This is a genomic window from Streptomyces sp. NPDC093544 (assembly GCF_040683495.1).
In the GTDB taxonomy this organism is placed as follows: domain Bacteria; phylum Actinomycetota; class Actinomycetes; order Streptomycetales; family Streptomycetaceae; genus Streptomyces.
Window position 1 is genome coordinate 74468 of record NZ_JBFBEA010000023.1, and the last position, 19022, is coordinate 93489.

The following is a 19022-nucleotide window of genomic DNA, read 5'->3' on the forward strand; positions in this document are numbered from 1 at the left end:
GACGCGGCTTTGGTGCGGAGCGATGGGCCCTTGGGGGCTCAGGCTAGAAAGCCGCCTCGTCCAGCTCCATCAGGTCCAGGTCCACGGCCTCGGCGAGCTTGCGCGCACCGGTGACACCCGGCAGGACGGTCGCGGCGAAGAACTTCGCGGCCGCGATCTTGCCGTTGTAGAAGGGCACATCCTTAGCAGGCACAGCCTTGGCGGACGCCTTCTCCAGCTTCTCGGCGGCGACCGCGGCACCGCGCAGCAGCAGGTAACCGACGACCACGTCACCGGAGGCCATCAGCAGCCGGGTCGTGTTCAGGCCCACCTTGTAGATGTTCTTGACGTCCTGCTCGGTCGCCGCGAGGTCGGTCAGCATCAGGCCGACGATGGCCTCCAGCTCGACGGCCGCCTTGGCGAGCTGCTCGCGGGCGCCCGCCAGCGCCTCGCCGCCCGTGCCCAGCGCCAGGAACTTCTTGATGTCCTCGGCGAGGGAGTTCAGCGCCGCGCCCTGGTTGCGGACGATCTTCCGGAAGAAGAAGTCCTGGCCCTGGATCGCGGTCGTGCCCTCGTACAGCGTGTCGATCTTGGCGTCGCGGATGTACTGCTCGATCGGGTACTCCTGGAGGAACCCGGAGCCGCCGAAGGTCTGGAGGGACTGCGCGAGCTGCTCGTAGCCCTTCTCGGAGCCGTAGCCCTTCACGATCGGCAGGAGCAGGTCGTTGAGCGCGTGCAGCCGCGAGGTGTCCTCGCCGGCCGCCGTCTGGATCGCGATCTCGTCCTGGACGGCCGCGGTGTGCAGCACCAGGGCGCGCATGCCCTCGGCGTACGCCTTCTGCGTGATGAGCGCGCGGCGCACGTCCGGGTGGTGCGTGATGGTGACCTTGGGCGCGGACTTGTCCATGAAGTTCGCGAGGTCGGGACCCTGGACGCGCTCCTTGGCGTACTCAAGGGCGTTCAGGTAGCCCGTCGACAGCGTCGAGATCGCCTTCGTACCGACCATCATGCGAGCGAACTCGATGATCCGGAACATCTGGCGGATGCCGTCGTGCTTGTCGCCGATCAGCCAGCCCTTGGCGGGGTGCCGGTCGCCGAAGGTCATCTCGCAGGTGTTGGAGGCCTTGAGGCCCATCTTGTGCTCGACGTTCGTGGCGTAGGCGCCGTTGCGCTCGCCCAGCTCGCCGGTCTCGAAGTCGAAGAGGTACTTAGGTACGAGGAAGAGGGAGAGCCCCTTGGTGCCGGGGCCGGAGCCTTCGGGGCGGGCCAGCACGTAGTGAAGGATGTTCTCCTCCATGTCGTGCTCACCGGAGGTGATGAACCGCTTCACACCCTCGATGTGCCAGGAACCGTCCTCCTGCTCGATCGCCTTGGTACGGCCGGCGCCCACGTCGGAACCCGCGTCGGGCTCGGTGAGGACCATGGTCGAACCCCAGGTCCGCTCCACCGCGATCTCGGCGATCTTCTTCTGTACGTCATTGCCCTCGTCGAAGAGGATCCCCGCGAAGGCCGGTCCTGACGAGTACATCCAGACAGCCGGGTTCGCGCCCAGGATCAGCTCAGCGAACCCCCAGATCAGGGACGCGGGGGCAGTCGTACCGCCGATCTCCTCAGGCAGGCCCAGACGCCAGTACTCGGAGTCCATGAAGGCTTTGTACGATTTTTTGAACGACGCCGGTACGGGAGCGGTGTTGGTCTCCGGATCGAAGACCGGCGGGTTGCGGTCGGCGTCCGCGAAGGACTCGGCGAGCTCGTTCTCCGAGAGCCTGGTCAGCTCCCCGAGGATGCTCTTGGCGGTCTCGACGTCCATCTCCGCGAACGGTCCTGTGCCGTACACCTTGTCGCGCCCGAGCACCTCGAAGAGGTTGAACTCGATGTCGCGGAGATTCGACTTGTAGTGCCCCATGGCGACGGCTCCGTAAGGGATCGGGGAGGCCGAAGCTCTTCGTAGAACTCGGGGCCTCGTTACGCGTACCAGCAAGTAGCTACGATGATGCTACCCGTCGGTAATAAGACGCAACCCCGGACGGGCATCTGTGACGAGGTAGACCGCCGGAGGCGGATGGCGTCCCGCCCCGTCCGTCACCCCCGTACCCGCCCGCCCGGCCGGTCGTCTCGGTACGCTTGCGCCCATGTACGGCTACGACCAGAACGCGGGCGCACAGCAGGGGTACGCCGCGCCCCAGCAGCAGATGCCCGGGCAGATGCCGGGCGGCCAGATGCCCGGCGGGTACGGGCAGCAGCAGCCGCTCTACCCCGAGCCGTCGCCGCCGTCCCTCGCGGACGCGGTCCGTGCGTTCACCACGGGGTCGATGGCCGCCGAGGACTTCCAGCAGGTCTTCGCCACGTCGAAGGTGTACTGCCCGCGTGGCGACAACCCCGGATTCCTGGCGCTGCACAACACCCAGCAGCCGGTCATCCCCATGTTCACCTCGCTCAAGGAGCTCCGCCGGTACGCCGGCAAGGAGTCCAAGTACTTCGTGATCACCGGCGCCGAGGTGATCGACCTGCTCCCCACCGGCTACGGCTTCGTGCTCGACATGGAGGGCGAGCACCGCATGGTCTTCGACGCCAAGGCGGTGGAGCAGATGGTGGACTTCGCGATGCGCCGTATGTACGGCTGACCATCCGATGTACGGCTGACTGCCCGATGTACAGCTGATTACCTGGATCAGTGCGTGGACGCCCGGAGGGAATGCCCTCCGGGCGTCCGTCGTTACGGGTAGCAGAAAGTTCAACAATCAACTAAAGTGAACGCGCAAGGAGGTACCGACATGCCTGCAGTGACCGTCGAGAACCCGTTGGCCCTGCCCCGTGTGGTGGCGCCCGCCGATGCCGTGGCCCGCCCGGTGCTCACCGTGACGACCGCGCCCGGCGGCTTCGAGGGCGAGGGCTTCCCGGTCCGCCGTGCGTTCGCCGGGATCAACTACCGCCACCTCGACCCGTTCATCATGATGGACCAGATGGGTGAGGTGGAGTACGGGGCCGGCGAGCCGAAAGGGACGCCCTGGCACCCGCACCGCGGCTTCGAGACCGTGACCTACATCATCGACGGCACCTTCGACCACCAGGACTCCAACGGTGGCGGCGGCACCATCACCAACGGTGACACCCAGTGGATGACCGCGGGCTCGGGCCTGCTGCACATCGAGGCTCCGCCGGAGTCCCTCGTCATGTCCGGCGGCCTCTTCCACGGCCTCCAGCTGTGGGTGAACCTCCCGGCCAAGGACAAGATGATGGCCCCGAGGTACCAGGACATCCGCGGCGGCCAGGTCCAGCTGCTGTCGACCCCCGACGGCGGCGCGCTCCTGCGCGTCATCGCCGGTGAGCTCGACGGCCACCAGGGCCCGGGCATCACGCACACGCCGATCACCATGGTTCACGCGACCCTGGCGCCCGGCGCGGAGCTGACACTTCCGTGGCGCGAGGACTTCAACGGCCTCGCGTACGTCCTCGCCGGCCGCGGCAGCGTCGGTACGGAACGTCGCCCGGTGCACACCGGTCAGACCGCCGTCTTCGGCACCGGCACCTCGCTGACCGTGCGCGCGGACGAGCAGCAGGATTCCAACACCCCGGACATGGAGGTCGTACTCCTCGGCGGACAGCCGATCCGCGAGCCCATGGCCCACTACGGCCCCTTCGTGATGAACACCCGCGAGGAGCTCCAGCAGGCCTTCGAGGACTTCCAGAAGGGCCGACTGGGCACCGTCCCCGCGGTGCACGGGATGAGCGAGAGCGGGTTGTAAGCGACCGGTTGACCGCGACTGGTCGTCGTACGGCGGAACCGGCGTCCGTCTCCTGCTGAAGTGTCAGCGGGGACGGGCGCTTTTTCGGTCAGCACCGCTCCGGAAGCCGACGATGGCACATTCCGCTACATGTTCTTCAGGGGGGCACTCGCCGCGTCAGTCCGGTCTCCCGTTGACGGGCAGTACAGGCACTCCGAAGCCGCGGTACTCCTGCGGTTCAGTGGTCGCGATCTCCCACCCGGAGACGAGACTTGCCGCGACCGCGTGCAGGACGTGCCAGCCCTGCTCGGGAAAGAGCGTGGCCCCGATGCGACCCATCGTGTCGGCGACGATCCGGTCGATCACGGTGACTTCGACCGCCGGGAGCTGTGCCAGGTGCGCGGAGACGCCGGGCCGGTTCCGGGTGGCTTCGGCGAGGCAGAGCGCGGGGACGGACAGCGTGTAGAGCGGGTCCTCATGAGCTGCTACGACGAACCCCGAGAGCCTTCGATTCCCGCTGCCCAGCGCGAGCAGACCATGGTGGTCCAGGACGATCCCGTCGCTCATGCTGCCGCGTTACCGCCTGTACGGCGTGCGGCCGTACGGGCCTTGCTCGCGGCGAGCATCCCGCGGGCTTCGACGACTTCCTCCTCGCTCAGCGGCTGCCCGCCGAGCAGGGTCTCCTCGATGTACGCGCGAGCCCGCTCGGCGTTGCGCCGTCGCTCCACGCGGCTGCGCATGGTCTCGTTGATCGCCGCCGAGAGCGAAGAAGCCTCTCCCGCTTCGACGAGACGCTGCAGCTCTTCGAGTACGTCAGGGTCCAGGGTTACGGAGATGGGCTTCTTGGCGACCATGATGCGAGGGTATCGCATGGTCATGCGATCAACTCCTGCTGTTGGGCGGGCAACGGGTCCGCGAGGCGCCGGGCGCTGCCGCCGGAGGGCTCCACAGGTCACCTGCGACACGGTTCGCGGAGTGCGATGCGCAACTGATCGACGCGATGGCGTACGGCGTCTGCGGGAAGTGCGACATGTGAGGCCGTTGCGGCACCGGCACCGGCATCGGCACCTGCGCCTGCGTCCCGGCATGCGCGGCACAGGCCTCCGGGTAGGGCCTCCGGCCGGCCGGGTACGCCGCAGTCGGTGCACTCCATGAGGTTGCGAGGCGCGCGGACCTCAGGTGTGGGCAGTTCGGGCGGCATCTTGTCGCGCAGTCGTCGCTGGACGAGGGCCCGGGGTGAGTGCACCTGTTCGGGGAGCCCGGCGGCGAGGCTCCGCAGCAGTTGGGTGGTGTCGGACCCGCGGGCCAGCCAGTCGGCGGCGAGGCCTTCGAGGGCGGCGCAGTCGGCGGCGGAGAGCGTCAAACGCGGCTCGGTACGGCCGAGTTGGGCGAGCGCCGTATACGCGGGGGACGGACCCGCCTTCTTCGGTTGTACGTCGCTGGGGGCGGCGCCCTTCGGTGCGGGCTCGCTGGGTGTGCCAGGCGCTACGGGATCCGGTTCGGGATCCGGTTCGGCACCTGGTACGTCACCGTCGAGGAGTCGGGCCCACCATTCGTTGTCACGTGCGGTACGGGACCAGTAGGTGTGGAACACCCACCGGGTTCCGGTGTCGCTGACCTCGGCCCGGCGGCGTACCCGGCGCAGATGCCCTGCCGCGGAGAGGTTGTTGAGCGCGGTCCGTACGGCCTGCTGGCCGTAGAGGGGGAGGGCCTTCGCGAGGGTTTTGGCGTCCATCGCGGCACCGTCGGGAAGCCGGTCCAGGAATCCGGCGACGTACGCCTCGCGGGCGGGAAGATGCCCGAAGGTGACTGCGCGGACGGGTAGTTGGTCCGGTGCGGAGCGCTTGCCGTAGCCGGGGTTCGCCATGGGGTGCGCGGGCGCGGGCAGGGCAGCGTTAAGGTCTTCATAAGCCATGAGATCGGTCCGTTTTCGATCTTGAGGTCAGACCCCGGTTCGGTGCTGCTAACACCTGCCGGGGTCGTTTGTTGCTGCGAACGGTAGACGGTCGCGACGGTGCGTCGCAAGCCGATCACGAAAAGTCATGTTCGCTGGTGTGCGGGGCAGTTGAGGCGTGGGGAGGGTGGGAGGGTGGGTTGAACCCACCACCCATTCCTTGCAAAAGGAACTCGGGTCCCGGGCCCCGAAGCTCAAGTTCCGGCGGCGTATGTGACGAAGGCGTCCCAGGCGCCCGAGGGGACCTCGACCTGGGGGCTCCGAGCGCCGAGCTTCGAGTCTCGGACGTGGATGGCGTGGGGGCCGTCGCTGTTGCTGGACTTGTGCCAGGTGTAGGCGACTTCGAGGCAGGCGCTGCCCTCGGAGTCGCTGTAGCTGGACTTGAACCACGACAGTTCGGTGCTCATAGCTCTTCCGCCACCTTTCTGATGAACCGGGCAGACTCCTCAACGCTAAGCGCCTGCGTGCGGATCATGCCATGGCGTTGCGTGAGCATGCTGAGCTTGTCCCCGCTGCTGTAGAGGGCCCCGGTCGCCTGCCCGTCCGCGAAGGCGTACGACTCGTGGTCGGCAGTCTCCACCAGCACGATCGGGCCGCTGAGTGCCGCCGACGGGGCAAGCGCGAAGGGCAGGACCTGGATCGACACATTGCGCTGCTTCCCCACCTCCAGCAAGTGGTCCAGTTGCCTGTGCATCCCATCACTGCCGCCAACGACTGCACGTAGTGCTGCCTCGTAGATCACGTAACTGAAGAGCGTCGGGGGCTTGCTGGTCAGCTTTTCCTGGCGCTTCAGCCGAGCCGCAACGCGCTCCTCCACCGTCTCCTCGTCCAGAGGCGGGCAATTGGTGCCGATCAGCTCACGCGCGTACTCCTCTGTCTGCAACAGGCCGGGAATCAGCAGGGGCTCATACCACTGCACTGTGATCGCTTCGGCCTCCACTTGCACGTACTGCTGCGTGCGCTCCGGGAACGGCTCCGGCTTCAGGTGCTCGTACGCCGCAGTCAACTTCCCCCGCGCCCCGCACATCTGATCCGCGACCTGCAACAACCGCAACGTGGGCCGCCGCCTCCCGCACTCCATCGACTTCACGTACTCATAGTTGTAGTTGGCCTCCTTGGCCAGCTCCTGTCGGCTGACCCCGGCGCCCTCCCTCCACAACTTGATCTGATCGCCGCAGTACCGCCACGTCTGCTGCGGTTGTTGGGATTCGGTCGTCGGCACGACACCCGCCTCTCGCGCACACTCCGTGTACAAGCACGCTCCGTACCCGCGTCGCTACTCGACCAACTATGCCGCTGACCAGCACCGTCTGAGTCATGAACGACGTAACTCCCCCTCCCCCGCGTGACATTGAGTGGCAGTTCTCCCGTCACGCCCGCAGCGTGAGCAGAGCCCGAAACCTCCTCCGGGAACAGGCGGCGGCCTGGAAGATCCCGGACGAGGTGGCGGAGACGGCGGCGCTCCTGCTCAGCGAGCTGATGACGAACGCGTACCGCCACGCGAAGGTCTCCCCGGGCCGCGAGATCCGGGCCCGCTGCGCCCTGGACGTCGACCGCCTCCGTGTCTCGGTGACGGACGCGAACGATTCGCTCCCCGAGGCGCGGCAGGCGGGCCCGGACGACGAGTCCGGCCGAGGCTTGGCGCTGGTGGACGCGCTGGCGGACGACTGGGGTGCGAGTGCCCGCGAGGGCGGCATCGGCAAGACGGTCTGGTTCGAACTCGCTCACCCGCTTCCCGGTTGACGGCCCCGCCGCAGGACGGACGTCTGTGTGCGGCGTCGGTGCCTCCGCCCGGGCGAACGGGGGCCCTCGGTGCCCACCGCCGCCGGGCCGCCGCGAAACGACCCGGCGGCCGGCAGGGCCAGGGCCAGGGCCAGGGCCAGGGTCAGGACACGATGCGGTACTTGGCCATCATGCAGTCGTCCTCGTGGTCGATGAGGTGGCAGTGCCAGACGTAGCCCTGCAACTGTTCACCGCTCTGGGACGTGAACACCGCGTCGGGGTCGAAGCCCAGCTCGTCGGCGGTCGGGAAGCGGATCAGGACGCGGGTGACCGTGTTCTGCGGGCACAGCACGGTGTCCTTCAGTCCGGCCTCCCAGGGTGCCGGGGCCTGACTCTGCCCGGTCAGGTGGGCGTCGGCCGGCGGGGCCCAGCGGTTCCCCATGGGCGGGGCCGGGTTGGCCTTGAGGTAGCCGTTGATGTCGAAGGACTGGCGACTGAGGACCCGCATGTTCACCAGGTGCAGGTGAACGGGATGGTCCTCCACGGTGGAGTTGACGATCTCCCAGACCTCGGTGCTGCCCTGCTTGGGCTTCTCTATCGGATCTTGGTCGTAGCAGAGGTTGCTGAGTGCCATGCCCTCGGCAGTCAACGTCAGGCCCACCACCCGCCGGGTCGATACGGGCGCGGCCGGCGGCAGGGGAGCGGGCTGCGACGCACCACCCCGCAGCACGGTCGGCGCGGCCTTGGTGAAGCCCCGGCTGCTGGAGACGGTGAAGCGCATGACCTGGGGCAGAGTGTAGGCACCGCTGGTGGCGGCGATGGCGGGGTTCACCTGCTCGTCGTTGCGCAGCTCGACCGTGTCGCCGCCGGACAGGGCGGAGAAGTCGATCAGCAGATCCGCGCGCTCACCAGGACTGACCCGGATCGATGTGGTGCTGACACTGCTGTTGAGCAGACCACCGTCGTTCCCGATGACCCGGAAGGGCATGTTGTTGGACAGATAGAGGTGGTACGCCCGCCAGTTGGACGCGTTCAGCAACCGGAACCGGTACAGCCCCCGCGCCACTTCCAGCGTCGGCATCACGACACCGTTCACCGACATCGTGTCGCCGATCATGGGCCCCTGGAGTGTGCCCTCGGGGGTGCTGCGGGCGGTACGGGGATTCAGTGATCCGTCCGCGTTGAAACGGTGGTCGGCGACGATCAGGGGAATCTCGTAGTCGCCACTCGGCAGGCCCAGCGGGTTGCTTGAGGTGCCGGTGTCGAACTCGTCCCGGATCAGGTACATCCCGGCGAGCCCCGCGGGGACGTTCAGCCGGGTGATCCCCATCGCGTGGTCGTGGTACCAAAGGGCGGTGGCCTCTTGCCCGTTGGTGAACTCGTAGGTCATCGACGCGCCGGTGCGGAAGGTGTTCTCGGTGTGCCCGTCGAACTCGGGCCGTACGACCGCGCCGTGCAGATGGACCGAGGTGCGGGGCCGGGTGCGGTCTTCCTCGGACGCTCCGTCCAAGGTGGTGTCGATCTCGTTGGCGAACAGATGGCCGTTCAGGTTGTTGGTGAACTTGAGCTTGAGCGTCTCTCCCGACCGGGCCTCGATCGTCGGGCCCAGATACGGCTGTCCTCCGAAGGACCAGGTGGGTGCGGTGTCCAGGTCCCGGTGGAAGCGGTGGCTGGACCGGGCCATCGACAGGGTGCGGTCACCGCTCAGCGACGGGGGGATCCACAGGTCGTCCACGTAGGGCGTCAGGTCCGGTGAGGGGAAGGTGAGTTGGTCATCCGGAGCTGTCGGCTCGCCGTTCGGGGCGATCGCCATGGCTCGGGTCACCACTCCGACCGTTCCCAGGGCACCCAACACCATCCCTGCGCTCATCAGTCGGCGACGTGAAATTCTGTGCTGCGACATGGAGTCCGTTTCCAAGTTCGTTGTGTGCGTGGGGGGAGCGGACGAACGGAGGAAGGCGTCGCAGGGGCTGCATTGAGCCACACCTGAGCCAGATCACTCCGGCCGTCCGCGGCACAGAGTTGCACACCGGTGAGCAAAAAATCTACCGCGATCGGGTCACGTGATTTCGCGGATGACCGACAGTCAGAAACCATCTTGAAAGGGGTGGTTGGGGTAGGAATCCGCCCCAGGTCCTCCGGGCGGCGAGCTCGTCGTCGCCGCGTCACCCGGCTGGACCGTTCCGGCGGGACGTACCGCTCCTGACATGGTCAGGTGAAGGGGTGCAGCTGCTTCCCGAAGGTGCCCGGCGGGTGGCCGCCTGGTGTGCCGTCATCCTGCTGGCCGCCGGTGTCGGGTGGGTCGGGATCGAGTTGTGCTCCCAGGTGCGGACGGCGGTCGTGCCGGTGCTCCTCGCGCTGTTGGGGACGGCGCTGCTGGGGCCGCTGTACCAGCGGCTGGTGAAGGCCAGGGTGAACCGGTCGGTGGCGGCCGGGCTCACCTGTGTCGCGGTCGTGGCGGTGGTCGGCGGGGCCGTCTACATCGTCGTCGCCGCGCTCATCGACACCGGTGACGAGATCGTGTCCTCGCTCAAGGAGGCCGCCAAGTCGGTCTCCGAGCATTTCGGAGCGGCGGGCACGTCGCTCGACGACCTCGCGACCAACGCCAAGGAGCTGCTCTCCAAGTTCGGCGGTACGGCGGCTTCCGGGGTCATCAGCGGGATCAGTGTCGTAGGCGAGGTGATCGCCATGGCGGTGCTCGCCCTGCTGCTCGTCTTCTTCTTCCTCCGTGACTCCCACCGGGCCGTGGGAGCCCTGCGTTCGCTCGCGCCGCGCGGCACCGCCGACACCGTCGAAGCCATGTCCCGCCGTGCCTTCGAGGCTGTCGAGGGCTTTATGCGCGGGACGACGATCATCGCGTTCATCGACGCCGTGTGCATCACGGTCGGGCTGCTGATCCTCGGCGTTCCGGGGGCGGTGGGACTGGGCGCGCTGGTCTTCGTGGGCGCGTACATCCCGTATCTCGGCGCGTTTCTCTCCGGCGCGGTGGCCGTACTGGTCGCGCTCGCGGACCGGGGGGTCGTCATCGCGCTGTGGGCGCTCGGGGTGGTGCTCGCCGTGCAGGTCCTTGAGGGGCACGTGCTGCAGCCGATGATCCAGAGCCGGACCGTGCAGATGCATCCGGCGGTGGTGATGCTGGCGATCACCGCGGGGGCGTCCGTCGCGGGGATCCTGGGCATGCTGCTCGCCGTACCGCTGACGGCGGCCGCGTTCGGGGTGCTGTCGGAGCTACGGACGCGTTACGCGCCGCCGGAAGGTTCGCCGGAGGGACCGTCAGGAAGGTCGCCGGAAGGTTCGTCCGAGGGCTCGGCAGGCTCGTAGAACTCGAACCAGATGCTCTTCCCCTCCCCCCGCGGATCCACCCCCCACAGGTCCGCGAGGAGCTCCACGAGGACCAATCCCCGCCCGGAGGACGCCAGTTCGCCGGGGTGGCGTCTGTGTGGCAGGTCGTCGCTGGCGTCGGTGACCTCCACCCGCATCCGGCGCTTGCCGGTTTCGCCGGTCACTTCGGCGACGAGGAGGGCGTCGGCGTCGGTGTGCACGAGGACGTTCGTCATCATCTCGGAGACGAGGAGGACGGCGGAGTCGAGCTGGTCCTCGGATGCCCAGTCGTGGAGGAGTTCCCGCAGCTGCTGGCGGGCGACCGCGACACCCTCGGGCTCGGCCTGCGCCACGGTCAGCAGCGTACGGCGTATGAAGGGCTGTACGGCCGTGACCGTGTCGCCGCAGCCGCACCCCGGCCCCATCCGGCACAGCAGCAGCACCGCTATGTCGTCCTCGCGCCGGTCAACCAGCGGACCGGGGGTGTGGTGCGAGGAGGGCCCGTGGACGGCCTGGACGAGGGCGTCGGCGAGGGCCTCCATGTCGCCGTCGTGGGCTTCGAGGATCCGGCGGATGCGCCGCCAGCCGGTGTCGAGGTCGTGGCCGCCGGTCTCGATCAGCCCGTCGGTGCAGATCAGCATCGTCTCGCCGGGCTCCAGGACGAGCCGGGTCGTCGGATAGTCGGCGTCCGGGTCGATGCCGAGCGGCAGCCCACCCGCTGTGGGGCGCGTCAGCACGGTCCCGTCCGCCATGCGTATCGCCGGGTCCGGGTGCCCGGCACGGGCGATGTCCAGCGTCCCGGTCTCCGGGTCGACCTCGACGTACAGGCAGGTCGCGAAGCGCATGTCACCGGCGTCGCCCTCGCTGTCGCTGCCGCCGCTGGACCCGTACGTCACCGAGTCCGTGACCCCGTACAGGAAGCGGGAGGCCCGGGAGAGCACCGCGTCCGGGCGGTGGCCCTCGGAGGCGTACGCGCGCAGGGCGATCCGGAGCTGGCCCATCAGGCCTGCCGCACGGACGTCATGGCCCTGCACGTCGCCGATGACGATGGCGAACCGGCCGGTCGGGAGCGGGATCATGTCGTACCAGTCGCCGCCGACCTGGAGCCCGCCGCCGGTGGGGACGTAGCGCGCGGCGACGGTCATGCCCGGCATCTGGGGGCCCAGCGTCGGCATCATCGAGCGCTGGAGGCCGTCGGTCAGCTCCCGCTCGGTCTCGGCGGCGCCGGCGCGGGAGAGGGCCTGGGCGAGCATGCGGGCCACGGTGGTCAGGACCGCGCGTTCGTCGGGCGTGAAGGCGACGGGGTAGGTGAAGGCCGCCATCCACGCGCCCATCGTGCGGCCCGCGACGGTCAGCGGCAGGAACGCCCAGGACTGCCGGCCGAAGCGCTGGGCCAGCGGCCAGGAGACGGGATAGCGCTCCTTGTAGTCCTCCGGGGAGGAGAGGTAGACGGCGCGGCCGGTTCGGACGACATCAGCGGCCGGATAGGCCGTGCTGAGGGACATGTGGGCGAACGGTCCCTCGTCGCCCGGCTGCTGCCCGTGGTGGCCGATGACCGTCAGCCGGTCGCCCTCCGCGCCGAAGACTGCGAGCCCGTCCGGCGAGAACCCCGGCATCGACAGGCCCGCCGCGACCCGCAGCACCTCCGCCGTGGACCGGGCCTCGGCCAGTGCGCGCCCGGCGTCCAGTAGGAACGCCTCGCGTGAGCGCCGCCAGTCACCGGTGATGGGCGTGCGTGCGGCGGTGGCCGGCGAGGGTTCGTTGACCTCCTGGAGGGTGCCGACCAGCTCGAACTCGCCGGTCGTGGGGTCGGTGATCGGCTTGCAGCGGCTGCGTACGGTACGGATCACCCGGCCCTGCACGTCCATGACCCGCATCCGGACCTCGGCGATGGTGTCCTCGGTGATGGCGAGCTGGACGACTCCGTAGACCTCGTTCCAGTCGACCGGGTGGAAGCGGGAGCGCGCTCCCGCCTCCGAGAGCGTCACCGGCTCCGCGGGCAGGCCCATGAGCCGGGCGGCCTCCGCGTCGAATGTGACCTGCCCAGAGCCGTTGTCCCAGCGCCACAGGCCGGTCGCGAGGGCGGCCAGGACGTCCCCCACGGCGGGCAGGGGCTCACCAGTTCGCATTGACCCACTGTAGGGAGAGGTGATCCGTACCTGCCACCTAGACCGTGCCGGGGTCGCGGTGGGTCGCGGTGGGCTGCGGCAGGGTTATAGGGGGGAGTGATCTTGGCGTGGCCGGTAGTCTTGGGGAAGTTTCACGTGAAACAGGGCCTGATTCATTCCGATGGACAGGGCTTGATCCGTTCCGATCCGTTCACGTGAAGACAGCCCCTGATCCGCGAAGACTGGATGAAACGACGATGCATCGGTACAGGTCCCACACCTGCGGCGAGCTCCGCGCCTCTGACGTCGACAGTGACGTCCGGCTGAGTGGCTGGCTGCACAATCGGCGCGACCTGGGCGGCATCCTCTTCATCGATCTGCGCGATCACTACGGCATCACGCAGCTCGTCGCCCGCCCCGGCACGCCCGCCTACGAGGCCCTCGACAAGATCTCCAAGGAGTCGACGGTCCGCGTCGACGGCAGGGTCGTCTCGCGCGGCGCGGAGAACGTGAACCCGGATCTGCCGACCGGCGAGGTCGAGGTCGAGGTGAGCGAGGTCGAGCTGCTCGGTGCGGCGGCCCCGCTGCCGTTCACGATCAATGCCGAGGACGGGGTCAACGAGGAGCGGCGCCTGGAGTACCGCTTCCTGGACCTGCGCCGCGAGCGCATGCACCGCAACATCCTGCTGCGTACGGCCGTGATCTCGGCGATCCGTCACAAGATGACGGCGCTGGGCTTCAACGAGATGGCGACGCCGATCCTGTCCGCCACCTCCCCCGAGGGCGCGCGTGACTTCGTGGTCCCCTCCCGTCTGAACCCGGGCAGGTTCTACGCGCTCCCGCAGGCCCCGCAGCAGTTCAAGCAGCTGTTGATGATCTCCGGCTTCGACCGCTACTTCCAGATCGCGCCCTGTTTCCGCGACGAGGACGCGCGAGCGGACCGTTCGCCGGGCGAGTTCTACCAGCTCGACGTGGAGATGTCCTTCGTCGAGCAGGAGGACGTCTTCCAGCCGATCGAGAAGCTCATGACGGAGCTCTTCGAGGAGTTCGGCGGCGGCCGCCACGTCACCTCGCCCTTCCCGCGCATCCCGTTCCGCGAGTCGATGCTGAAGTACGGCTCCGACAAGCCGGACCTGCGGGCCCAGCTGGAGCTTGTCGACATCACCGACATCTTCGAGGGCTCGGAGTTCAAGGCGTTCGCGGGCAAGCACGTGCGCGCCCTGCCGGTGCCGGACGTCGCCGGGCAGTCGCGCAAGTTCTTCGACGGCCTCGGTGACTACGCGGTCGAGCAGGGGGCGAAGGGCCTGGCGTGGGTGCGGGTGACCGAGGACGGCTCGCTGACCGGCCCGATCGCCAAGTTCCTGACGGAGGCGAACGTCGCGGAGCTGACGAAGCGCCTTTCGCTCTCCGCGGGCCACGCGGTGTTCTTCGGCGCGGGTGAGTTCGACGAGGTCTCGAAGATCATGGGCGCGGTGCGGGTGGAAGCCGCCAAGCGCGCCGGTCACTTCGAGGAGGGCGTCTTCCGCTTCTGCTGGATCGTCGACTTCCCGATGTACGAGAAGGACGAGGAGACCGGGAAGCTCGACTTCTCGCACAACCCGTTCTCGATGCCGCAGGGCGGCCTGGAGGCCCTGGAGACCCAGGACCCGCTGGACGTCCTGGGCTGGCAGTACGACATCGTCTGCAACGGCGTCGAGCTGTCCTCCGGCGCGATCCGGAACCACGAGCCCGACATCATGCTCAAGGCCTTCGAGCTCGCGGGCTACGACCGTGACACCGTCGAGGAGCAGTTCGCCGGCATGCTCCGCGCGTTCCGCTTCGGCGCCCCGCCGCACGGCGGTATCGCGCCCGGCGTCGACCGCATCGTCATGCTCCTCGCCGACGAGCCGAACATCCGGGAGACCATCGCGTTCCCGCTCAACGGCAACGCGCAGGACCTGATGATGGGCGCGCCGACGGAGCTGGAGGAGTCCCGCCTCCGCGAGCTGCACATTTCCGTACGGAAGCCGCAGCCGAAGTAGACCTTCGTCCTGGCCCCCACGGGGGTTCGAATGGCTCGGAATCGACACCGGTTCCGAGCCATTCTCATGTGGTCCTCCGGGACCCCCGCCCAGCCGCCGGCCCGGGCGCGAACGCCTTCGCGGGCGACGGGCTGCCTCTGGCGACGGACTCCGCGAGCCCGTCCGGCACCCCGGAGGCCTGCTACGTCCCGACCACGGAGACCACCGAGGGCCCGTACCGCATCGACGCGGACAGGATCCGCCGGAACGCCACCGAGGCAAAGGGCGCGGAACTCCACTGGGGATCGTTCACGCCGCCCAAGTCAGTTCGCACCAGATGTACTTGCCGGTGCCGGCGACGTTCCAGGTGTCCCGCTGCTGTACCCATCCCCAGGCGTCCGCGCAGCTGTGGACGAGGGCGAGGCCGCGGCCCGTCTCGGCATCCGGGGCAATCTGCCGGGAGTGGCGCGGCGGTGCGGGGTCCGCGTCCCAGACGCCGATGCGCAGGGCGGTGCCCTCCGCTCGGAGCCGTATGGCGGCAGGGCCCTTCGTGTGCTGTACGGCGTTGGTGACCAGCTCGGTCGCCACCAGCTCGGCGGCTTCCGTGAGGTGGGGGAGGCCATGGGCGGCGAGGATCAGGCGGAGGGTACGGCGGCAGATGGTGACGGCTCGGGGGTCGTTGGGGATGTAGAGGGTGTACTCCCAGGGGGAGGAGGTGGGCGCTGGGGCTGGGGTTTCGGGCATGCGTCAACTCCGGTTCGTGGTCAGGGAGGTGGAGTGCGCGGCGGTTGTCGGGGGTGGCTCTGTCGCGACCGCCATGGCATGGCGGTGCGGTGCGCTTCCGGGGTCCCGGGTTCCGCAGCGTGTGCGTCGCGTCACCGACGGTACGTGTAAAAATTTACTCCACGCAAGTCGTTCGCGTAATCTGACACCCGAACGGGGTGGTCCAACTCCGCTCCACAGTCGCGATGTTTGAGGACAGGAGCCGTATGCCGGCGAGAGCGCAGCCAACTGCCCGCCAGGTGCGCCTCGGTGTCGAGCTGCGGAAGCTGCGCGAGGCAGCAGGGCTGTCCTCCGGTGACGCGGCCGGGCTGTTGGGGGTAGCTCGGGCCCAGATGAGTCAGATGGAGGCCGGTAACGTCGGGATCAGTGGTGAGCGTGTCCGTAGGCTCGCTTCCCACTACGCCTGTGCGGACACAGACTTGATCGACGTGCTGGTGGAGATGGCGACGGATCGTACGCGTGGGTGGTGGGAGGAGTATCGAGGTGTGCTGCCTCCCTCGTTCCTGGACCTGGCGGAGTTGGAGCACCACGCGACCAGCATTCAGGTGATCGGTACCGCGCACGTACCTGGACTCCTTCAGAGTGAGGACTATGCGCGTGCGGTGTTCGCGTACTGGCGCCCGGAGCTTCCGGCGAGTGAGCTGGAGCCGAGGGTGGAATACCGGATGCGCCGAAAGGCGGTCCTTGGCAGGGACGGGGCGCCCCCGTACTCGGCGGTGTTGCACGAGTCCGTGCTGCGCACGCGTGTCGCGGACCGGCGCGTTGCCCGAGCCCAACTCGACGAAATCCTCAAGGAGTCGGAGCTCCCGCACGTCACGGTGCGCGTAGTCCCGTTCGATGTGGACGGCTTCGCCGGGGCGAGTTCAGCTCTGGTCTACACGGGTGGGCGTGTACCCGCGCTGGACACCGTTCAGCGGGACACCCCGTACGGCTCGGCTTTCCTTGATGCCGCCGCCCAGCTCCAGTCCATGCGAACACTCTTCCGTAAGGTGGAATCGGCTTCCCTGGAGCCCGCCCGATCGCGGGACTTCATCCACCGCCTGGCGAAGGAGCTGTAAGACGTGACTCAGTGGCAGAAGTCCTCGTTCTCCGGTGGCGCGGACGGCAACGAATGCATAGAACTCGCCCAGCGCGAAGGCGCCTTGCTCCTCCGCGAAAGCGATGAGCCCACTCGGACACTCCCCGTGTCCCGCGACAGCCTGCTCGCCCTCCTGAGGCAGGTCCGGGCGAACCGCGCCTGACCGAAGACGACTTCACGCAAACCCTGCGTCGTACTCCCCCTGCGCAGGACACCCGCCGTCCCCGGGGCCAGACTGGACAGTAAGCGGTGATTGGCAGATCCGTCCCCGACCTGGCAGCCGCGACCAGGCCTTATCGAGGTCATGCCTGGGACAGATCTGCCAATCATCCATGCGAACCGGGGCTGGAGGAGTCATGACGTCAACCACGTGGACTGAGACCCCCGTCGCGATCGAAGGCGGCGGTGTGGAGCTGCGCGCGCAGGAGATCGGGGGAGACATGAGCGTCGCCTTCGCGCGGCTTCCTGGGGGTACGGACATGACGCCGGCGGTCAAGGGCCTGCCCGGTGACTCGTGCCAGTGCCCGCACTGGGGCTACCTGCTCAGGGGACGGCTGAAGATGCGCACCGAGCAGGGGGACGAGATCTACGAGGCGGGGCAGGCCTTCTACTGGGCGCCCGGTCACGTCCCGGAAGCGCTTGAGGACTGCGAGTACGTGGACTTCTCACCGACGAAGGAGTTCAACGAGGTGATCGACCACATCAAGGCGCAGCTGGGATGACTGCGGCGGCGAGGCGCTGCTCGGGAGCCGGTCGGCTATTCGGAGGATTCTGCGCACACGGGAGATGATTCAGAGTCGGGTGCAGGAAAATGCTGGCATCTTGAGGGCCTTCGGACGCTGTAGCCGCTCTGGAAAGGCACCGTCATGCAGGCATCCCCCGCCGACAGCGCCACGCTCCCGCCTCCGCAGTTGCAGCTCGGCGAGCAGACGCGCGCAGGGGATTCCCCCAGGAGCCACGCCGGGATTCCGTGGTGGGCCTGGGCTCTCGCGGGAGCACTGTTCTTCGCGTACATGACGCTGTCCCTCCGCCTCCATCAACGGATGCTCTCCAACGCCTTCGACCTGGGAATCTTCGAACAGGTCATCCGGTCCTACGCGGAAGGCCACCTTCCCGTGTCCGAGGTGAAGGGTCCGGACTTCCCTGTGCTTGGGGACCACTTCCACCCCGTTCTGGCGCTTGTCGCTCCGCTCTACCGGCTCTGGCCGTCGCCGATGGTCCTGCTCGTGGTGCAGGCCGCGCTGATCGCCGCGAGCGTTCTGCCGCTGGCGCTCTGGGCCCGTCGGACATTGGGCTCCACCGCCGCGGGAATCATCGGCACCTGCTACGGCCTGTCCTGGGGTATCGCGAGTGCGGTCGGCGTCGACTTCCACGAGGTGGCGTTCGCCGTACCGCTGCTCGCCTGCTCACTGGCCGCTCTGGGGACTGACCGGCTGCGTGCCGCGGCGTTCTGGGCGCTGCCTTTGCTGCTGGTGAAGGAGGACCTCGGCCTCACCGTGGCCGTGATCGGCCTCCTCATCGCGCGGCGAGGGGATCGAAGGCTGGGTATCGCCACCGCCGCGGCCGGTCTCGGCGGGACGGCCCTGGCGATGCTGGTGATCCTGCCGGCCTTCAACCCGCAGGGGTCCTACGCGTATACGCACTGGCTGACGGCAGGTTCCGAGGGCGGAGAGGGTGGGCTGCCGGATCTGCTCCACAAGGTGACGATCGGTCTCATCACCCCCGAGGCCAAGGTCACGACGCTGCTCTTCCTGCTGGCCCCCACGCTGTTCCTGGCCCTGCGCTCCCCGCTGGTGTGGGTCGCGCTGCCGACGCTGGTCTGGCGCTTCGCCTCCGGGCTCTCCACCCACTGGGGCACCAGCTATCACTACTCGCTCGTGCTGATGCCGATCGTCTTCGCCGCCTTCATCGACGCCCTGGTCCGCAGGCAGCCGAGCGGGGTGAGTCTGCGGCGCTACCTCGTGGGCTCGGCCGCGATCACAGCCCTGATCCTTCCGCAGTACCCGCTGTGGCAGTTGGTCAAGCCGGAGACCTGGCGGACCGATCCGCGGATCGCCGTCGCCCACGGCCTCATGGACCGCATCCCCGACGGCGCGACGGTCCAGGCGTCCAACCAGCTCGTGCCCCAGCTCACCGGCCGCACGAGCACCGGCCTCTACGGCTGGGCCGACAGCCGCCCCGACCCCGAGTGGATCATGGTGGACACCCTGGTACCGCAGCATCGGCGCTGGCCGCAGAGTTTCGCGGAGGAGAAGATCTCCCTCGACCGTGCGCTCGCCGAGGGCTACCGCACAGCGGCGGAACAGGACGGCTTCGTACTGCTCACCCGCGCGGGCTGACGGCTCCCCGGGC

General features: G+C 68.4%; 18 protein-coding genes. 9 read left to right on the top strand and 9 right to left on the bottom strand.

The window, feature by feature from the left end:
* Window positions 1–43 precede the first annotated feature (43 nt).
* Window positions 44–1885 carry an acyl-CoA dehydrogenase gene (locus AB0N66_RS31220; protein ID WP_365441297.1) on the bottom strand — a complete coding sequence of 614 codons (1842 nt, stop codon included), beginning with the start codon at window positions 1883–1885 and terminating at the stop codon, window positions 44–46.
* Window positions 1886–2111: 226 nt separating this feature from the next.
* On the opposite strand from AB0N66_RS31220, the gene AB0N66_RS31225 reads away from it, so the two are divergent.
* A complete protein-coding gene (locus AB0N66_RS31225; RefSeq protein WP_365441298.1) occupies window positions 2112–2603 on the top strand; it encodes an SseB family protein in 492 nt (163 codons plus the stop codon).
* A gap of 150 nt (window positions 2604–2753) precedes the next feature.
* Window positions 2754–3725, top strand: coding sequence for a pirin family protein (locus AB0N66_RS31230; RefSeq protein ID WP_365441300.1), 972 nt, complete (start codon window positions 2754–2756; stop codon window positions 3723–3725).
* Window positions 3726–3881: 156 nt separating this feature from the next.
* On the opposite strand, the gene AB0N66_RS31235 is transcribed toward AB0N66_RS31230, so the two are convergent.
* The 5 genes from AB0N66_RS31235 to AB0N66_RS31255 all read right to left on the bottom strand — a co-directional run bounded on the left by AB0N66_RS31235 (window position 3882) and on the right by AB0N66_RS31255 (window position 6880).
* A complete protein-coding gene (locus tag AB0N66_RS31235; protein ID WP_365441302.1) occupies window positions 3882–4271 on the bottom strand; it encodes a hypothetical protein in 390 nt (129 codons plus the stop codon).
* On the bottom strand, window positions 4268–4582 hold the full coding sequence (locus tag AB0N66_RS31240; RefSeq protein WP_365441304.1) for a ribbon-helix-helix domain-containing protein: 315 nt from the start codon (window positions 4580–4582) through the stop codon (window positions 4268–4270). Before AB0N66_RS31240 ends, AB0N66_RS31235 begins: the two co-directional genes overlap by 4 nt.
* Window positions 4583–4656: 74 nt before the next feature.
* Window positions 4657–5619 carry a hypothetical protein gene (locus AB0N66_RS31245; protein ID WP_365441306.1) on the bottom strand — a complete coding sequence of 321 codons (963 nt, stop codon included), beginning with the start codon at window positions 5617–5619 and terminating at the stop codon, window positions 4657–4659.
* Window positions 5620–5852: 233 nt separating this feature from the next.
* Window positions 5853–6065, bottom strand: a complete 213-nt coding sequence (locus AB0N66_RS31250; protein WP_365441308.1) for a DUF397 domain-containing protein — start codon at window positions 6063–6065, stop codon at window positions 5853–5855.
* Window positions 6062–6880, bottom strand: coding sequence for a helix-turn-helix transcriptional regulator (locus tag AB0N66_RS31255; RefSeq protein ID WP_365441310.1), 819 nt, complete (start codon window positions 6878–6880; stop codon window positions 6062–6064). Before AB0N66_RS31255 ends, AB0N66_RS31250 begins: the two co-directional genes overlap by 4 nt.
* Before the next feature lie 95 nt (window positions 6881–6975).
* Between AB0N66_RS31255 and AB0N66_RS31260 the strand changes: the two genes are divergently transcribed.
* Window positions 6976–7401 carry an ATP-binding protein gene (locus AB0N66_RS31260; protein ID WP_365441312.1) on the top strand — a complete coding sequence of 142 codons (426 nt, stop codon included), beginning with the start codon at window positions 6976–6978 and terminating at the stop codon, window positions 7399–7401.
* A 142-nt stretch (window positions 7402–7543) separates the two neighbouring features.
* Here AB0N66_RS31260 and AB0N66_RS31265 read toward each other — a convergent pair whose 3' ends face one another.
* On the bottom strand, window positions 7544–9193 hold the full coding sequence (locus AB0N66_RS31265; protein ID WP_365441314.1) for a multicopper oxidase family protein: 1650 nt from the start codon (window positions 9191–9193) through the stop codon (window positions 7544–7546).
* Window positions 9194–9603: 410 nt separating this feature from the next.
* Between AB0N66_RS31265 and AB0N66_RS31270 the strand changes: the two genes are divergently transcribed.
* Entirely contained in the window at window positions 9604–10701 is a 1098-nt protein-coding gene (locus AB0N66_RS31270; RefSeq protein ID WP_365441316.1) for an AI-2E family transporter, read from the top strand.
* On the opposite strand, the gene AB0N66_RS31275 is transcribed toward AB0N66_RS31270, so the two are convergent.
* The gene (locus AB0N66_RS31275; RefSeq protein WP_365441318.1) at window positions 10620–12830 is read right to left on the bottom strand and encodes a SpoIIE family protein phosphatase; all 2211 of its coding nucleotides are present in this window, start codon (window positions 12828–12830) and stop codon (window positions 10620–10622) included. The genes AB0N66_RS31270 and AB0N66_RS31275 overlap by 82 nt on opposite strands.
* A gap of 236 nt (window positions 12831–13066) precedes the next feature.
* On the opposite strand from AB0N66_RS31275, the gene aspS reads away from it, so the two are divergent.
* Window positions 13067–14830: an aspartate--tRNA ligase gene (gene aspS / locus AB0N66_RS31280; protein ID WP_365441320.1), complete on the top strand. Its 1764-nt coding sequence runs from the start codon at window positions 13067–13069 to the stop codon at window positions 14828–14830.
* Window positions 14831–15118: 288 nt separating this feature from the next.
* On the opposite strand, the gene AB0N66_RS31285 is transcribed toward aspS, so the two are convergent.
* Window positions 15119–15553: an ATP-binding protein gene (locus tag AB0N66_RS31285; RefSeq protein WP_365441322.1), complete on the bottom strand. Its 435-nt coding sequence runs from the start codon at window positions 15551–15553 to the stop codon at window positions 15119–15121.
* Window positions 15554–15798: 245 nt separating this feature from the next.
* Between AB0N66_RS31285 and AB0N66_RS31290 the strand changes: the two genes are divergently transcribed.
* From AB0N66_RS31290 to AB0N66_RS31305, 4 genes are all read left to right on the top strand, one after another.
* Complete coding sequence (locus AB0N66_RS31290; protein WP_365441323.1) at window positions 15799–16650, top strand: helix-turn-helix transcriptional regulator; 852 nt, start codon at window positions 15799–15801, stop codon at window positions 16648–16650.
* A 3-nt stretch (window positions 16651–16653) separates the two neighbouring features.
* The gene (locus AB0N66_RS31295) at window positions 16654–16833 is read left to right on the top strand and encodes a DUF397 domain-containing protein (protein ID WP_365441325.1); all 180 of its coding nucleotides are present in this window, start codon (window positions 16654–16656) and stop codon (window positions 16831–16833) included.
* Window positions 16834–17026: 193 nt separating this feature from the next.
* A complete protein-coding gene (locus AB0N66_RS31300; RefSeq protein ID WP_365441327.1) occupies window positions 17027–17392 on the top strand; it encodes a hypothetical protein in 366 nt (121 codons plus the stop codon).
* A 144-nt stretch (window positions 17393–17536) separates the two neighbouring features.
* Window positions 17537–19009, top strand: coding sequence for a DUF2079 domain-containing protein (locus tag AB0N66_RS31305; RefSeq protein ID WP_365441329.1), 1473 nt, complete (start codon window positions 17537–17539; stop codon window positions 19007–19009).
* Window positions 19010–19022: the final 13 nt, after the last annotated feature.

Coding starts and splice junctions, on each gene's coding strand:
- AB0N66_RS31220 (WP_365441297.1), bottom strand. CDS start 1,885: ATGGGGCACTACAAGTCGAATCTCCGCGACATCGAGTTCAACCTCTTC.
- AB0N66_RS31225 (WP_365441298.1), top strand. CDS start 2,112: ATGTACGGCTACGACCAGAACGCGGGCGCACAGCAGGGGTACGCCGCG.
- AB0N66_RS31230 (WP_365441300.1), top strand. CDS start 2,754: ATGCCTGCAGTGACCGTCGAGAACCCGTTGGCCCTGCCCCGTGTGGTG.
- AB0N66_RS31235 (WP_365441302.1), bottom strand. CDS start 4,271: ATGAGCGACGGGATCGTCCTGGACCACCATGGTCTGCTCGCGCTGGGC.
- AB0N66_RS31240 (WP_365441304.1), bottom strand. CDS start 4,582: ATGACCATGCGATACCCTCGCATCATGGTCGCCAAGAAGCCCATCTCC.
- AB0N66_RS31245 (WP_365441306.1), bottom strand. CDS start 5,619: ATGGCTTATGAAGACCTTAACGCTGCCCTGCCCGCGCCCGCGCACCCC.
- AB0N66_RS31250 (WP_365441308.1), bottom strand. CDS start 6,065: ATGAGCACCGAACTGTCGTGGTTCAAGTCCAGCTACAGCGACTCCGAG.
- AB0N66_RS31260 (WP_365441312.1), top strand. CDS start 6,976: ATGAACGACGTAACTCCCCCTCCCCCGCGTGACATTGAGTGGCAGTTC.
- AB0N66_RS31265 (WP_365441314.1), bottom strand. CDS start 9,193: ATGGCGATCGCCCCGAACGGCGAGCCGACAGCTCCGGATGACCAACTC.
- AB0N66_RS31275 (WP_365441318.1), bottom strand. CDS start 12,830: ATGCGAACTGGTGAGCCCCTGCCCGCCGTGGGGGACGTCCTGGCCGCC.
- aspS (WP_365441320.1), top strand. CDS start 13,067: ATGCATCGGTACAGGTCCCACACCTGCGGCGAGCTCCGCGCCTCTGAC.
- AB0N66_RS31285 (WP_365441322.1), bottom strand. CDS start 15,553: ATGCCCGAAACCCCAGCCCCAGCGCCCACCTCCTCCCCCTGGGAGTAC.
- AB0N66_RS31290 (WP_365441323.1), top strand. CDS start 15,799: ATGCCGGCGAGAGCGCAGCCAACTGCCCGCCAGGTGCGCCTCGGTGTC.
- AB0N66_RS31300 (WP_365441327.1), top strand. CDS start 17,027: ATGACGTCAACCACGTGGACTGAGACCCCCGTCGCGATCGAAGGCGGC.
- AB0N66_RS31305 (WP_365441329.1), top strand. CDS start 17,537: ATGCAGGCATCCCCCGCCGACAGCGCCACGCTCCCGCCTCCGCAGTTG.